The 16,524-nt window shown below is 38.1% G+C and carries 10 protein-coding genes; 4 read left to right on the top strand and 6 right to left on the bottom strand.

Features of this window, described 5'->3' with window-relative positions:
- Positions 1–15: 15 nt before the first annotated feature.
- The 6 genes from NG809_RS08835 to NG809_RS08810 all read right to left on the bottom strand — a co-directional run bounded on the left by NG809_RS08835 (position 16) and on the right by NG809_RS08810 (position 7,067).
- Positions 16–1,179 carry a hypothetical protein gene (locus tag NG809_RS08835; RefSeq protein WP_262149867.1) on the bottom strand — a complete coding sequence of 388 codons (1,164 nt, stop codon included), beginning with the start codon at positions 1,177–1,179 and terminating at the stop codon, positions 16–18.
- A 256-nt stretch (positions 1,180–1,435) separates the two neighbouring features.
- Positions 1,436–1,606: a hypothetical protein gene (locus tag NG809_RS08830; RefSeq protein WP_262149865.1), complete on the bottom strand. Its 171-nt coding sequence runs from the start codon at positions 1,604–1,606 to the stop codon at positions 1,436–1,438.
- Between the two features lie 30 nt (positions 1,607–1,636).
- Positions 1,637–2,422, bottom strand: coding sequence for a (Fe-S)-binding protein (locus NG809_RS08825; protein ID WP_262149863.1), 786 nt, complete (start codon positions 2,420–2,422; stop codon positions 1,637–1,639).
- 90 nt (positions 2,423–2,512) lie between these two features.
- The gene (locus NG809_RS08820) at positions 2,513–3,838 is read right to left on the bottom strand and encodes a 4Fe-4S dicluster domain-containing protein (protein ID WP_262149862.1); all 1,326 of its coding nucleotides are present in this window, start codon (positions 3,836–3,838) and stop codon (positions 2,513–2,515) included.
- An 18-nt stretch (positions 3,839–3,856) separates the two neighbouring features.
- Positions 3,857–4,810, bottom strand: a complete 954-nt coding sequence (locus tag NG809_RS08815; protein ID WP_262149861.1) for an MlaD family protein — start codon at positions 4,808–4,810, stop codon at positions 3,857–3,859.
- 124 nt (positions 4,811–4,934) lie between these two features.
- Complete coding sequence (locus tag NG809_RS08810; RefSeq protein WP_262149860.1) at positions 4,935–7,067, bottom strand: SurA N-terminal domain-containing protein; 2,133 nt, start codon at positions 7,065–7,067, stop codon at positions 4,935–4,937.
- A gap of 255 nt (positions 7,068–7,322) precedes the next feature.
- Here NG809_RS08810 and lon point away from each other — a divergent pair, with 255 nt between their 5' ends.
- From lon to NG809_RS08790, 4 genes are all read left to right on the top strand, one after another.
- Positions 7,323–9,728: an endopeptidase La gene (gene lon, locus NG809_RS08805; protein WP_262149859.1), complete on the top strand. Its 2,406-nt coding sequence runs from the start codon at positions 7,323–7,325 to the stop codon at positions 9,726–9,728.
- Positions 9,729–10,034: 306 nt separating this feature from the next.
- Entirely contained in the window at positions 10,035–11,147 is a 1,113-nt protein-coding gene (locus NG809_RS08800; protein WP_262149858.1) for an AI-2E family transporter, read from the top strand.
- Positions 11,148–11,296: 149 nt separating this feature from the next.
- Positions 11,297–13,360, top strand: a complete 2,064-nt coding sequence (locus NG809_RS08795; RefSeq protein ID WP_262149857.1) for a T9SS type A sorting domain-containing protein — start codon at positions 11,297–11,299, stop codon at positions 13,358–13,360.
- 159 nt (positions 13,361–13,519) lie between these two features.
- On the top strand, positions 13,520–16,354 hold the full coding sequence (locus tag NG809_RS08790) for an alpha-amylase family glycosyl hydrolase (protein ID WP_262149855.1): 2,835 nt from the start codon (positions 13,520–13,522) through the stop codon (positions 16,352–16,354).
- Positions 16,355–16,524: the final 170 nt, after the last annotated feature.

Raw genomic sequence — 16,524 nt, 5'->3', positions numbered from 1 at the left:
TTTTAAAATGTAAAATTAAGCAATTTTCCCGATTTTAAGATTAGGAAATCTTTTACTTAAACTATAGAAAAAAGTCATCAGAAGAAGCGCAATAAACGGAAAGAAAAATCTGATAGCCGCCGACTGTGGGAATAAGACAAACTTTATGTATATGTTAATAGCAAAACAAATTGCAAATAATCGTGTGTACTTATCTTTCGTAAAACAAAAAATGCCGATCATCATTGCAATACATGAGACAGTTACTTTCTTGAAAAAGAGCAGTTTTGAAAGCAGAAAATTAAAATATTCAGACATTGTGAATTCCGCTGGCTGCTTACTGATAAAAGGACGTCTGTAGATAAATGTATCGTAGAACAGGGCTTTCCAACCAGGATAGTTGTAATAATGGAGTATGGAAACATAAATAATAATTAAAAAAACCGATTGAACAACAATCAAATAATTCAGTTTTTTTGAAGAAATATATTCAAAAATAAACTGGGTTGCGTAAAACGTAAGTGAAAATGTGATGTAATCCGGCCTTACAATGACAATCGAAAATTGAATTAAAAACATCGTCCACTGATTCCATTTTCGTAGAAAAGCAATCATAAACAGCATCATAAACTGAAAAATAAACATATCCGGCGTTGAGATTTGTGCCATGTGTGTCATCGGATCGAGTAAACAAATGCCGACAGAAAGCAAAACACTTAGCCACGGATTTCCCGGAAAGATTGTTTTTAAAACAAAGAACATGAGAATTCCGGAAATAAAATAAGAAATGATGCTTAGAATTGTGACAGACATTGGTCCCGTAAAACCAATTTTGTACAATGCCAGCAGCGTCAGATTGTATCCAACTTTTATTTGAAAATAAGGTAGTTGCTCAGAAAAGGACTGGGTTTCTTTTGCAAACCATTGACGGGTTTCATCATAAAAGTCCACTCCAATAATATCAAGATATTCTTTTTTGGGAGCTTCCTTTTTAATTTCCTGATAAATTCTTGCATGAATTTCTTTAGGTTTATCAGGCTCCAAAATGGTGTAAAAACAACCCATGTAGCCAGGCATATCCCAGTCGTACATTCTGTTTTTGAAGTTCCAGATGCTTAAGACAAGCATCAGAATAAGTGTGATGAGGAAAGAAAATTTCCACTGAGATTTCAGATTTTCGAATGATTTTGTTTCCTCCAAATTAACAGTTTAAATCTTATATGCTTACAGAAAAATAGTTTGATTACTCTTTCATAAATGTTGTAAAATCAGACCATTGCACGAAGCAATTTTGACATATCTTCATTTTGAGTAAGGTAGACACTTCCCTGAGTGCTGTGAAAGTCATATTTGCGTAAAATTCTGCCAATTTCATAATACGCATTATTGTATGGATCGCCAAAATTCTCTTTTAGATCACCAATTGTCATATCAAAAGCAATAGCAAACATCTATTTCAGAAGCTTAAAAAATTTTTCTTCACCAAAAAAAATCGACCTAAAGCATCCTTTATTGCAATGACAATTCCTTTGAAAGGATTTTTTTCAGTGTCTATCACAGTTCCTTCTACCCAAGTCTCAAGACCTGTGAATTTAGGATCTACTTTTGCTCTGTCACCAATTTTCATGATAAAATTTTTGTAAAATTAATTATTTTATTACAGATCCTCAGCCTCCGCCAAAAGTTCTACAATATCTTTTACTTCTACTTCGGTGTTTTTGTTGAAATGCTTCACGCCATCGGTCATCATCGTATTGCAGAAAGGGCAGCCTGTAGCAATGACTTTCGGTTCTGTAGAAAGCGCTTCTTCAGTACGCTCAATGTTGACGTCTTTATTTCCTTTTTCAGGTTCTTTGAACATCTGTGCACCACCGGCACCGCAACAAAGACCATTGGTTTTGCAACGCTTCATTTCTACCAGTTCGGCATCCAGCTTTTCGAGGAGAATTCTTGGAGCTTCGTATTCGCCGTTGGCTCTTCCGAGATAGCATGGATCGTGGAAAGTGATTTTTTTACCTTTAAATTTTCCGCCTTCAATTTTCAGACGGCCTTCTTCCATAAGGCTTTTAAGGAATTGAGTGTGGTGAATTACCTCGTAATTTCCGCCTAAGGCAGGATATTCGTTTTTTAAAGTATTAAAACAGTGCGGGCAAGCCGTTACGATTTTTTTTACTTCGTAAGCATTTAAAACTTCGATATTCGTTAACGCCATCATCTGGAAAACGAATTCGTTTCCGGCACGTTTTGCAGGATCGCCAGTACAGCTTTCTTCCTGACCGAGAACGGCAAATTCAACGCCGATATTATTTAAAATTTTGCAGAATGCTCTAGTTATTTTTTTGGCTCTGTCGTCAAAACTTCCGGCACATCCTACCCAGAAGAGAACTTCCGGAGATTTGCCTTCCATTGCGTAATCGGCCATTGTTTTTATAGTGAAATCCATTTTATTCAATTTGAAAATGTGCCAATTTGAGAATTTGAAAATAAACTGAACGTCGGATTTTCAAATTTCCAAATTAATTAAATTATCTAATTAGTCTTTTGCCCAATTTAGTCTGTCCGCCTGATTGTACTGCCAAGGAGCTGCATTGTTTTCAACGTTGGTCATCATCAGATTTAATTCCTGTGGAGCAGCAGACTGTTCCATTACCAAAAATCTTCTCATTTCAAAAATGATAGATAGCGGATCTAAAAGTACCGGACAAGCCTGTGTACAGGCATTACAAGTTGTACAAGCCCAAAGTTCTTCCTTCGTGATGTAGTCGTTCAGCAGTTTTTTGCCATCGTCTTCAAACTTACCGTTTTTATCGATGTTTCTTCCCACTTCTTCCAGACGGTCTCTCGTTTTCATTAAAATTAACCTTGGAGATAATTTTTTACCCGTAATATTTGCCGGACAAACCGAAGTACATCTTCCGCATTCTGTACAGGAATAGGCGTTCAAAAGCTGAACCTGATTTAAATCAAAAACATCTTCTGCACCAAATTTCGAGGGAGCTTCTTCTACGCCTTCAGCCGGAGCTGCGTAAGGATCAGCATTCGGATCCATCATTAATTTGATTTCTTTTGTGACGGAATCTAAATTATTAAACTTTCCATAAAGATCAAGATTTGCATACCAGGTGCTTGGAAAGGCTAAAATGATATGTAAGTGTTTTGAATAATAAAGATAGTTGGCAAAGAAAAGAATTCCGATGAAGTGAAACCACCACGCAATTCTTTCTGTAAGATGTAAAGTTTCGAGGCTAAAATTTTCAAAAAACGGAAACAGATATCTTGAGATAGGAAAGCTTCCCGCTAGATGTTGAGAAGGAGCCAGTTGATCTGCATAATAATCTGCACCGTTCATCGTGAAAAATGCAACCATTAAGACAAATTCAATAATCAGAATCCAGTTGGCGTCATTTTTCGGCCATCCGAAAAGTTCTTTCATCGTCAGTCTTTTAACACCGTAAAAATTTCTTCTGATAAAGAAAACTGTTACGCCAAGAACTACCAAAACAGCAAGTACCTCTAAAATTGCTGTGAAAACAGAGTAAAAAGTAGAGCCAAACAGCGTTGCTAAATACCTGTGCGTACCAAAAACCCCATCAATAATAATTTCAAGAACTTCGATATTGATGATTACGAAACCTACATAAACGAAAATGTGAAGAATCCCGGATATAGGGCGCTTCACCATTCTGCTCTGCCCTAAGGCAACACGAGCCATGGTCTCCCATCGCTCGGCTTTTCTGTCACTGCGGTTGATTGCTCTCCCGAGTTGGATGTTTCTGTAAATTTTTTGTAGACTTTTTGCGAAAAGACCAAATCCCGCAACCAATAAAATCACAAATAGGATATTGTCGATATATTGCATACCAAAGAAGGTTAAAAGTTATTCTTTATTTGCGTTTTTACCAAACACTGAGAAGTTTACATATCTCTTAGGATTGGCTTTAAAGTCTTCAAGAAGAGCATTCAGATTCGTGGATGCAGTATTAAGGTTGTTGTAAAGCTGCTCGTCTTTCATGATCTTACCTAAACTTCCTTCTCCACGGTCAATACCTCCGATTACTTTATTTAATTGGCCTACCGTTGCGTCAAGATTTGCAATCGTGGCATTTAGTTTTTGCGTGTCGATGCTTTCAGCAAGATTTCCGTATTTGTCTAAAGTTGTTTTACCGCTCTGCATTGTAAGGCTTGCCTCATCCAAAACCCTCTGAAGTTTAGGATCATTGTTTCCAACTAATTTGTTCACGCTTCCTGCTGTGTTTTCTAAAGCGCCTACAGTTCTGTTTAAGTTGTGAAGTAAAACTTTGATTTCTTCTCTGTTTTGAGCATTCATCACCTGATTGGCATTCATCATCAAAGAATCAACTCGGTGAAGCACGGTCTGTAACTGATCTTTTACCGGCCCAACCTGAGAAGAAAGACTGTTCAGCATTCCAAGTTTGTAAGCTCCCTGTAAAGTATCGCCGTCTTTAGCTGTAGCACCACCATATTTAAGGTTCAGTTTCATTTCCTTACCAGACATCAAACCTGGTTCAAAAATTTCAATACTGGAATTTTTTGAAAATTCAAACTCGTCGTCTACGGTAACTTTTACAACAAAACTGATTTGTCCGTCTTTACCGGTAATAGGAATGATTTTATCAACCTGACCAACCTTCAGACCATTAATAGAAACGGGCGCAGACTGCGTAAGACCTTCTACATTTTCGTATTTAGCGTAAAAAATATTATCCGTTGTAAAAAGGCTTTTGCCCTTCATAAACTGGAATAAAAACACAAAACTGACTATAGCCAATAACGCAATGAGACCGGCTTTTAATTCTTTGCTGAATTTCACTTTTTAAATTTTTTCTAATGAGCAAATATAATACATTTTGAGTGTATTAAACTATTGCTCGGTGTTAAGTACAAAGAAAGCGACAAAAACTTTGCCGCTTTCAATATTATGATAAAATTAATTTTTATTGTTGTTGCGATCCCAACTTATCCCAGATCTCGATTCTGTAATCATCGATGTCTGCATTGTCCTGTAAGCTCTTCATCCAAGCCTGTCCGAACATACCGGCATTTCTCTGAGTGATAGATTCTGTAAACTGTTTTAGATCACCTCCCTGCTTGTTTACGGTCTCAGATTTTTTCACCAAAACGTAAACTCCAGTTCCTCCTTCGATAGGATTTGAAACTTTACCTTTCTGAATTCCGAAAGCAGCACCGGCAACTTTAGGCTCCATAGCTCCTGCCACTGAAGGCTGAAGAATATTTACCTGAGCAGACTGTTTTGTTGTAGCAAACATTTTAGCGACTTGATCAAGACTTGATGCTTTACCGATTTTCTCAGCAATCTTTTTAGCAGCCAATTTGTTCTTAACTATTGTTTCGATCTGGCTTCTCACAGATTCAGGATCAGCAAGACCTTTTTCCTGTTTTCCGTTTAGGTAAACTACAATTTTATCGCCGGTTCCTTCTACAGGAAATAGCTCAGTATCTCCTTTTTCTCTTTTCTTATCAAATGCCCATTTAAGAATTTCAGAATCTGCCTCTGTCCCTAAACCTTGAATCTGTCCGTCAAATCTTTTGGCTTGTGCAGCGTTGGTATACTGAAAATTTCCTTTTTTAGCAATATTTACAAAATCATTGAAAGATTTCCCTTCAACCTGCTGAATAAATCTTCTTGAGTTTTTATCAATTGTATTTTCTGTAGCGTCCGATGGCTTTATAGCTTTTACCAGGTGAGCAATTTTATAGCCCATTGTTCCCGCTTTTTTGTCTTCAACATTGATGATGTGATAACCAAATTCTGTTTCTGCAAGACCTGTAGAGCCTTTCGCATTATTTGCAAGGAAGCTTAAATATCCAGGAGCAAATTGGCTTTGAGGTGTAGTCCAGCCCACGCTACCGTTTCTTTCTACTGCATTTGGTTCGTCTGATAATTTAAGACCTTCTGCAAATTTTGCAGGGTTACCTTTAATTGCTGCAAGTAAGCTGTCTGCAATTTTCTTTGCAGCTTCCTTAGTTCTTGTTGCAGTAGATCTTTCAGCACCTTTGTAAGCAATTAAGATGTGCTTAGAAAGGGTAGAATCTGAAGGTTTTTTATCTAAAACTTTAGAAACTACATAAAGATCCTGTTCTTTGTAAGGCCCGAAAGCCTGCCCGATTGCAGCGGTCTCAACTTTGCCTTGAAGAGCTTGTGGAACCTGATTTGCCTGAACATACTGATTATTGAAAGGCACATCAGAATTAGCCAAAACAAACAGAGAATCACTTGCTGTATTGGTGAAGTTTTCACCGCTTTCAGTTCCTGTGTACAGTCTGTTGATTTCTTTTAATGCAGCAGCGTCATCGGCAGCACTTGGTTTTGCAGGGAAATATACCACGCCAAGATTTCTGCTAGGTTCAGTTTTGAACATTACAGAATGCTGATCGATATAGTTTTTTAAATCTTCAGTAGTAACTTTAATCTTATTTTTTGCAAGATAAGAAGTGTAATCTACTTTTACGAAATCAATATCAGCCAACTGATCTCTCTGTCTCATCAGTTCTTCAGCCTCTTTTTTTCCGGTTGTAAGTCCTGTGGAAATATTGGCAAATACCTGTCTTGCCATGATTCTGTATTCAATAGATTTTCTGGTTTTCAGCCATTGGCTGTACCCTTGAGGATTCGTATTCTGAAGCGTTTCAATTTCTTTTTTCAGCTCCTGAAGTTTAAAGTTTCCTTTTTCGTCAAAAAGCTGTTGGTTTTGAGAAAACATTTGATCATACTGAAGTTGATTCCAGAAAAGATCATCTGTCATTTCAAATCCCATTTTTTCAAATTGTTGCTTGATCAGTTTAGACTGTACCAATAGTTGCCAAGCCTGCTCTTCAAGACCGTTTTGTGGCTGACCCTGATTTTTTGCCTGCTCCTGCAATACAAATAGCTGGTCATTAAACTCTTCACGGGTTATTTTCTCGCCATTAACCTTTCCTAAAACATCAGGATTTTTACCAAAAACCTTCTCGATGCTTTCTGGGTTTACTAAAAATGCTAAAAGTGCAAGTGCAATAATCCCCATCAATAGCCAAGGTTTACTCCTAATCTGTCCTAAAATTGCCATTTTATAATATAGTTTTATATAGTCTGCGAAAATACACATTTTTAAGAAATTAGCATAATCTAAGTTGCTTTTTTAGGTTTTTAAATTTAATTTTATGTAAAAAGGAAATTTTGACCACATTTTTTAATTAAAATCAAATGGCATATCAATTGACCATTTAAACTTTCTGGAATCTCAAGGCTTTTGACAAAAGCTTTTCTCAGATTCCTGCGATTAACAAATAAATTATAATGACAAATTGTCATTGAAAATACTATGACAGAATTTGAAGAAATAGATTTTGACGAAATCTTAGGTGGAAGTTTCGATATTGTAACTGAAGGAATCAATGTTTCAGACTTTTCCGAAACAGAAAAAAATGCAGAGCAGAAGGTTTTTCCTATTCTTCCTGTTAGAAATATGGTGATGTTTCCGCAAGTGGTTATTCCGATTACTGCAGGTAGAAAAAACTCTATTCAACTATTGGAAGAAGCTCAGAAAAATGGCGAACTGATAGGGATTTTAAGCCAAAAACATTCAGATATTGAGCAGCCAGTAGAAAAAGATCTTTATACAACGGGAACTTTGGCGAAGATTATCAAAATCATCAAGCTTCCTGAAGGTAATATCACAGCAATTACAAAAGGTTTTCACAGGTTTAAAATTAAAAATTTTGTGGAATCTCAGCCTTATTTTAAAGCTGAAGTTAGCAAATTAAAGGATTCAAAACCAAAAAATAAAGAAGAGTATGAGGCTTTACTTGAAAATATTAAAGACTTAGCCCTTAAAATTATTGAGCTGGATCCAAATATTCCCAACGCTGCCAATTTTGCAATAAAAAACATCAGCAACAATGAAGATCTTCTGAATTTTGTATGTACCAATGCAAGTTTCAGGTCTGAAGAAAAACAGAAACTTCTTGAGGAGAAAAGCCTGTCGGAACGTGCAAAAAAGTGCTACGAGATGATGCATGAAGACTTCAGAAAACTGGAGCTCAGAAATCAGATTCATCAGAAAACTTCGAAAGATTTGGATAAACAACAGAGAGAGTACTTTCTGAATCAGCAGATCAGAACTATCCAGGATGAACTGGGCGGCGGGCCTGAAAGTGATGTTGAAGAACTTTTAAAAAAGGCTAACGACAAAAAGTGGAGTCCTGAAGTTGAGGAGCATTTTCAAAAAGAAATTTCAAGGCTTCAAAGGCAGAATCCAAATTCGCCTGACTATAATGTTCAGAGAAATTATCTTGATTTTTTCGTAGAACTTCCGTGGGAAAGCTACACCAAAGACGTTTTCGATATCGCGAAAGCTGAGAAAATTTTAGACAAAGCCCACTTTGGTCTTGAAGATATTAAGAAAAGAATTTTAGAACACATGGCGGTTCTGAAACTTAAAAACAATATGAAATCGCCGATTCTTTTGTTAGTCGGACCTCCGGGAGTTGGTAAAACTTCGTTAGGAAAGTCGATTGCAGATGCTTTAGGCAGAAAATATGTACGCCTTTCTTTGGGCGGACTTCACGATGAGAGCGAAATCAGAGGTCACAGAAAAACCTACATCGGTGCGATGGCTGGGAGAATTCTTCAGTCTATCAAAAAGGCAGGAACTTCAAATCCGGTGATCGTTTTGGATGAAATGGATAAAATTGCACAAGGTCTTCACGGCGATCCTAGCTCGGCCTTGCTTGAAGTTTTAGACCCAGAACAGAACAATTCTTTCTACGACAATTTCCTTGAGTTGGGTTATGATTTGTCTAAAGTGATGTTCATCGCAACGGCAAATTCACTGTCAACCATTCAGACGCCGCTTTTAGACAGAACTGAGATCATTCAGATTGCCGGCTATACTTTAGAAGAGAAAATTGAGATCGCCAAAAGACATTTGATAAAAAAACAACAGGACGAAAATGGTTTGGATGGAAAATCATTCAAACTCGGAAATGCCGAACTGAAGCATATTGTAGAAGCTCATACCTCAGAAAGCGGCGTGCGTTCTTTGGAAAAAAGAATTGCAGGAATTGCCCGTTGGGTAGCTTTGCAGACTGCTCTTGTGAAAGAATATGACCCCAAAATTTCCATTGATAAAGTGGATGAGATTTTGGGTGTTCCAAGACCTAAAAATATTTCTGAAATCACAGATTCGCCGGGAGTTGTAACAGGTTTGGCGTGGACGAGCGTTGGCGGAGACATCCTTTTCATTGAAAGTATTCTCAGCAACGGAAAAGGTACGTTGACCATGACCGGAAATCTGGGAACAGTAATGAAAGAATCTGCGACCATTGCATTGGAATATATCAAAGCAAAACATGAAGAACTGGGAATTGATGAAGATTTAATAGAAAAGAAAAACGTTCACGTACACGTTCCGGAAGGTGCCACGCCAAAAGACGGTCCGTCTGCGGGAATTGCAATGCTTTCGTCGATGATTTCTTCGTTTACCAATAAAAAACTTCGGCCTCACCTTGCTATGACCGGAGAAATTACACTTCGTGGAAAAGTACTTCCGGTGGGTGGTATTAAAGAAAAACTTCTCGCAGCAACCAGAGCGGGAATCAGGGAAGTGATTCTCTGCGAAGCCAACCGCAAAGATGTGAACGAAATAAAACAGGATTACATCAAAAACATGAAAGTGCATTATGTCAACAGAATGGAGGAGGTCATCGATATTGCATTGGAAAAATAGCCAAAGTTTTTTGTAATAAAATTTTGGGCGTATCCCTTTGCATGGCCAACGCTCAACGCTGGCAGGGTTTTGAACCCTGCCAGCGTTCCCCAACGCAACATGCAAGCGGGTCGGGCTATCAGCTATATCTTTTGCTCGTCGTTCCTCCTCACAAAAGGATGCCGCTTCTATCCCTTACGCAAAACGCAGGCAGTTGAGATTTGGTTTTAAAATTAAAACATAATTTAAATTACATCAGGCACGCTGAAAGGCGTGTTTTTTGTTTATGCCTCAGCGTGTTCCCTTATTTTAAACACAACTTTCCAAATGAATCTACTTCGACTTCCTTTTCTGCAGAAACTTGCACTTGCAGTCATTTCAATCATCGGAATTGGCTATCTTATCTGTCTTGGGCAGAGCATTCTGGCTCCGTTTTTTCTGGCATTCCTCATGGCGATGCTTTTTTTACCGTTTGCTACTTTTTTGGAAAGAAGGCTGAGATTTCCAAGGTCGTTTTCCACTTTGGCGTCGGTTTTTTTACTGATGATTTTTCTGGCGGGACTCATTTATTTCTTTTCGACACAGATTGCAGGCTTCACCAATGATATTCCCAAGTTGAGGGCTCAGTTTACCAATGTTTTTGAAGATTTGCAGCAATGGGTTTCGAGAACTTTCAATGTGAAAATCAAGGAGCAGTTTGATTATATCGATCAGGGTGTGGGCAAAATACTGTCGTCATCAGGACTGATTTTAGGCTTTACATTCGGAATTTTCTCCAGCGGGCTTGGCTTTTTAGCTTTCTTTATCCTGTTTTTCATTTTTATATTGAATTACAGAAGACTTTTAAACCGTTTTATCATCAGTGTTTTTAATGAAAAGCACCAGAGCAGTGTGATGGATGCGGTTTTTGAAGTAAGAGTAATGACCAAGCAGTATATCATCGGGTTGTTTATTCAGATCATAATTGTATCTGTACTTACAACAACTTTGCTCAGTATTCTTGGGGTAAAATATGCGATCCTTCTTGGTGTCCTTACAGGACTTTTAAATGTAATCCCATACATCGGAATTTGCATCTCTCTTATAATTTCATGCTTTATCGCATTTGCTACAGGTACAGTTTCAGACTGTGTTTACACGGCAATTGGCTACATTATTATTCATGCGATAGACGGGAATATTGTACTTCCGTTTGTAGTTGGGTCAAAAGTCAAAATTAATGCACTCTTTTCTTTTATCGGAATCATTATCGGTGAACATCTTTGGGGAATTTCAGGGATGCTGCTCTGCATTCCTGCAATTGCGATTATAAAGATTATTTTTGAAAGAGTGGAAGGCCTTCAGGCGTGGGGAAAACTTTTGGGTGAAGACAGAAAACCGGACAAAAAGAAAAGAAAATACAAAATTTCAAAGAATATTACCTTCGAAGAAAAAGATTAAATTTCTGATTCTTAATAATTTAAATTTAAAACAAAATATTTTCAGGGTATGATAACATAAACTTCGGAAATGATAAGTCTTTTTTATTTACAAAATCTAAATTTGCAGAAAAATTAAGTCAATTTAGAATAAATAAAAATAAGATTATTATGTTTGGAAGTTTATACTCGTCAGTATCAAAATTGAGCTTTACGGCTTTGTTGCTATCGTTTGCAGGAAATAGTTTTGTCAAAGCCCAGCAATGGCAAAATGTTGGTTCATCTGCCAGTGTTTCTGCGGGTGGAAGCAGTTTTAATAATTTAGTAATTGATATCGCAGGGAATTATTATCTTTCTTATTATGACGTTTCGGTTCAAAAAGGTTCGGTTCAGAAATTTAACGGAACTTCGTGGTCTTACGTTGGAGGAAGCGCAGGAATTACCAACAGTTACGCAACTTACAACTCACTTTCAATCAACGCAGCAGGAACCGATCTTTATTACACCAATCAGGGAAGCGGTCTGGAAGTCCGTCATTTTAACGGAACTTCGTGGACACAATTACCAAGTGCTGCGACCTCTACAATCAATTATCATGCTTCGGCGGTTGCTCCTTCAGGGGTTTTGTTCACTTACAGCACGCTGGGTTCAGGAACGGTAAAAAGATTAGTGAACGGAGCATGGGAACAGGTAGGAAATGCCGGCTTTTCAAACGGTGCGGCCTTCGCAGAAATGGTAATCGGAACCAACAATAAAGTCTATACAGCCAATGTGGCAAGCGGAGTACGGGTTTACGAAAACTCAACTACTGCAACATCTTCAGACAACTGGAGTTTAGTTGGTGGTAGCATTGTAGATGCAGCATCTTCCGGCGAGCAATATACTTCTGACATTGCAATTGATGCCAATAATAATCTGTATGTTGCTTATGTTTCAAACTCATCAAATTCCAGAAAAGTTAATGTTAAAAAATTTAACGGAACCTCATGGGAACAGGTCGGAAACGCTTATTTTTCTTCAGGCGGAGTACAGCACGTTGCTTTGGCGGTAACTTCAGCAGGGAAACCTTATGTTGTGGCAAGCCGTTGGGAAAATGATAACTTTTTGAAAAATACAGTCTATCAATTAAATACAGCGACAAATACGTGGTCAACTTTCGGAGGGGATTTTATCTCTGATGGTGAGGCAACTTATAATGATCTGGCTGTAGACAATGCGAATAATTATCTCGTTTTGGCGTATTCGGAAGGAAATACAAAAGTGAAGCGGATTACAATTCCATCAACATCATCAAACAATTCATGCAACAATACAGATCCGGGAACAAATGTAGGCGACCTGGGATGTGTAACATTTAATTATAAAGGGCAACCCGTAACTTATACAACTGTAAGAGGTGCAGACGGTAAAATCTGGCTTCAGCAGAATTTGGGAAGTTCGCAGGTGGCGACTTCAGTTTCTGATGCCGATTCGTACGGAGATCTTTTCCAGTGGGGAAGATGGGATGATGGCCATCAGACCAGAAATTCAGCAACATCCAATGTTCCTTCGCCCAATTCTCCTGATGGACTAAGTAATTCCTCGTCTTTCATTCTCGGTTCGTGGTGGGGAGGAAATGATCTGAATGATCAATGGACAGCATCACCAAATTCTGTCAGTGCTGTAAACGCGGCAGATCCTTGCAAAGCAATAGGACCCAACTGGCAAATGCCCTCACAAGCCGACTGGACTGATGCTAAAAATGCTGAAGGAATCAATAATCCTGCAACGGCTTATGAAAGTAAACTCAAACTTCCCGCGGGCGGAAACAGATCTTTTACAGACGGTTCTTTTGGGTTTGTTGGTCAGAGAGGGTATTTCTGGAGTTCAACTCCCACAGGTTTGGGCGCGAAATATTTATACATAGGAACAACCATCGGAAATCCTTCAGCAGGAGCTCCAAGAGGTCAGGGCTCTTCCGTAAGATGTTTAAAGCCGAATTCAGCTTTAAGTGTTTCTGATGTTTCTAAAAATATTTCATTTGGAATTTTTCCTAATCCGACTGATGGAATTTTAAATATCAAGACAGATTCGTCAATTCAAAATGTATATGTAACAAGTCTTGTCGGACATAGAATGCCAGTTGAATTGCGAAATAATCAAATTGACATGACTTCTTTTTCTAAAGGAATTTACATCGTAGAAGTTCAGTTTAAAAACGGGCAGAAAGTTTCAAAAAAAATCATCAAAAACTAAACACAAATTTTATAATAAACACCAGTCACTGTTTTAATCATTAATTTTTACATGAAGCTCATCTCCGGATGGGCTTTTTATTTTCTCTAAATGATAAAATATTAATGAGAGTAATTTTCGTTTTAAAATTTATTGTAGATTCGCTAAAAATAGAGCTTTATGAAAAAAATATTTATATCCTTTTTTCTGCTGATTATCGCTAATGTTTTTGGTCAGATTTCCTACACGATTTCGCCCAATCCTTTTAATGAAACACAGCAGATTACACTCACGGTGCCGGGAAACCAAATTGACGAGACAGCATGGGGTGTTGCGAATAATGCAATTTACATCTGGACTTGGTCTTTAGATCAGAACTATGCCAACAGTCAGGATTGCCCGACTAATGGCACATGGGGAAACTCTAATGAAACAAACCGTTTGGCTTATAATTCGGGAACAGATTCTTATTCGCTTACATTCACGCCAACAACTTTTTACAACAGAACCAATATCGGAAGAATCGGTTTTCTTTTGAAAACAAAAACAGGCAGCAGTCAGACATCAGATGTTTTGGTAAATGTCGGTACTCTGACTTTAAATATGACCAGCCCCGCAGCCAACAGCATTACCAGTGTTGCTGCAGGAAGTTCCATCAACATTACTGCTACAGCAACTACGCCGGCAACTTATCAGCTAAAGGCTAACGGTGTTGTTGTGAGCTCCACTTCTTCAGCGTCAACTTCATATTCTTACAACTACACAATGGTTGCCGATGCGGATATGGAACTGATTGCCACAGACGCCAACAACACGATAAAAAACAGAACTTTCGTTCTTCAGACTCCGAGAAATGTAGTTTCGCAGGCAATTCCAACATGGATGAAGCAGGGAATTAGTTATCACCCTACAGACCAGACAAAAGTAGGACTGGCCTTATATGCTCCGTTTAAGAATTTTGTTCATGTGATCGGAAGTTTTAACAGCTGGGCAGTCAATGATACTTATTTAATGAAGCGTGACACCACAAATCCGGATTTATATTGGATTGAGCTGTCAGGACTTACGCCTCAGCAGCTGTACACTTTCCAGTACAGAACCAATGATTTGAAGAAAGTGGCAGATCCGTTTTCTCCTCAGATTCTTTCGTCTTATGACGATCAGTATATTTCAGCAACAACCTATCCTAATTTACCTGCTTTTCCTGCAGGTCAAGGATTCGAGGTTTCCATGTTTAAAACTGGTGAAACAGCTTATCCATGGCAGGTAACCAATTTCACAAGACCGAATAAAGAAAATCTTATCATTTATGAATTGCTTTTGAGAGACTTCACGGCAGAGAAAAACTGGCAGTCGCTGATTAATAAAATTTCATATTTAAAAAATTTAAATGTCAATGCAATTGAGTTGATGCCCATCATGGAATTTGAAGGAAATCTTTCTTGGGGATACAACACATCATTTCATTATGCAATTGATAAAGCGTACGGAACTCCGGCGAAATTTAAAGAATTCGTAGACCTTTGTCATCAGCAGGGAATCGCTGTTATTCTTGATGTTGCCTTCAACCACGCAACAGGAAGAAATCCGCTGGCAAGACTTTGGAATGTAGATCCTGATGGTGACGGTTATGGCGATATTGCTGCCAATAATCCTTATTTTAATACAGTTCCGAAGCATTCTTACAATGTTTTTAATGATTTCAACCACAGCACAGCTGCAACGAGATATTATGTTGAAAGATGTCTTCAGCAGTGGCTTACAGAGTATAAAGTTGATGGTTTCCGTTGGGATTTAACCAAAGGATTTACTCAAAACTGTACTGAAAACGATGAAACCTGTACCAATGCCTATCAGCAGGACAGAGTAGATGTTCTGAAATATTATGCAGACAAGCAATGGGCTATCGATCCCAATTCTTACATGATTTTCGAGCACCTTGGGACTGACGCCGAAGAGCAGCAGTGGGCAAACTACAGAGTGGCAGAAGGTAAAGGTGTAATGCTTTGGAACAACCAAAATGGCCCATACAACCAAAACACAATGGGTTACAAAGACAACAGCAGTTTTGACCGTATGGATCACGAGTCGCACGGTTTTACCAACAATTACACTGTAGGATTTGGTGAAAGTCATGACGAGGAAAGATTAATGTTTAAAAATCTGGCTTATGGCGCGAGCAACGGTGGCTATAATGTGACTACTTTAAATACAGCTTTAAACAGAATGAAAACCTTTGGAGCAACTTTCTTTACCATTCCAGGACCAAAAATGATCTGGCAGTTTGGGGAGCTGGGCTATGAATTCAGCATCAACAGATGTCCGGACGGAAGCATCAACAACGCCTGCCGTACTGACGAAAAACCTGTAGCCTTCACTTTGGGTTATGATACCAATCCGAACAGAAATTCTATTTACAGTACATGGTCGCAGATTATTAATTTAAGAAATATTCATCCTGTATTTAAAACAAAAACATATACCGTGGAGTCAAACAATTTGACGAATGATGTTGATGGTTTGGTTACTCGAATTTATCTTCAGGATAACACTGTTGCAGGAATGAAAAACGTTGTGGTGCTGGCAAACTACGGACTTACAACGAGAAATGTAGTTCCTTACTTCCCATACGTCGGTCAGTGGCAGAATTTGATGGATAACTCTTCCTACACTGTGGCATCTACAACAGCACCAATCAGTCTGGAGCCGGGTGAATTTAGAATCTACGGAAGTGCAGCGGGAACTTTGTCAACATCGGAGCAGAATTTAGAAAACAGACTTTCGCTTCAGATTGCCGATAATCCGGTGAAAAATAAAATGGCAAAACTGATGTATCACAAAGTAAAAAATGGAGAAATCACAATATACGACCTGACAGGTAAAAAAATGGACTCTTATAAGCTTAAAACTGAAAACGGAATTTTGGAAATCAATACCAATTATCCTTCAGGAACTTATCTGGTTCATTTAAAATCAAACACAGGAGTTTCTATTGAAAAAATGATTGTGAAGTAAGATTGAGTTTATTAAAAATATCCTCACATCAGCCCTGCCAGCGTTTGAAATGCTGGCAGGGCTTTTTAAAAAATAACATTTAAGAGTAAATGCATATTTCTTTTTTGAACTTTAATGAATAAAAAAAATTCTCTAAATCTTTTGTGACTTTTGTGGTTAGCAACAAACTT

Origin of the sequence: Chryseobacterium foetidum, from assembly GCF_025457425.1 — a bacterium.
GTDB classification, from domain to species: Bacteria; Bacteroidota; Bacteroidia; order Flavobacteriales; family Weeksellaceae; genus Chryseobacterium; species Chryseobacterium foetidum.
This window is presented reverse-complemented; position numbering and strand designations above follow the sequence as displayed.

Coding starts and splice junctions, on each gene's coding strand:
- NG809_RS08810 (WP_262149860.1), bottom strand. CDS start 7,067: ATGGCAATTTTAGGACAGATTAGGAGTAAACCTTGGCTATTGATGGGG.
- NG809_RS08800 (WP_262149858.1), top strand. CDS start 10,035: ATGAATCTACTTCGACTTCCTTTTCTGCAGAAACTTGCACTTGCAGTC.
- NG809_RS08820 (WP_262149862.1), bottom strand. CDS start 3,838: ATGCAATATATCGACAATATCCTATTTGTGATTTTATTGGTTGCGGGA.
- NG809_RS08795 (WP_262149857.1), top strand. CDS start 11,297: ATGTTTGGAAGTTTATACTCGTCAGTATCAAAATTGAGCTTTACGGCT.
- NG809_RS08830 (WP_262149865.1), bottom strand. CDS start 1,606: ATGAAAATTGGTGACAGAGCAAAAGTAGATCCTAAATTCACAGGTCTT.
- lon (WP_262149859.1), top strand. CDS start 7,323: ATGACAGAATTTGAAGAAATAGATTTTGACGAAATCTTAGGTGGAAGT.
- NG809_RS08790 (WP_262149855.1), top strand. CDS start 13,520: ATGAAAAAAATATTTATATCCTTTTTTCTGCTGATTATCGCTAATGTT.
- NG809_RS08825 (WP_262149863.1), bottom strand. CDS start 2,422: ATGGATTTCACTATAAAAACAATGGCCGATTACGCAATGGAAGGCAAA.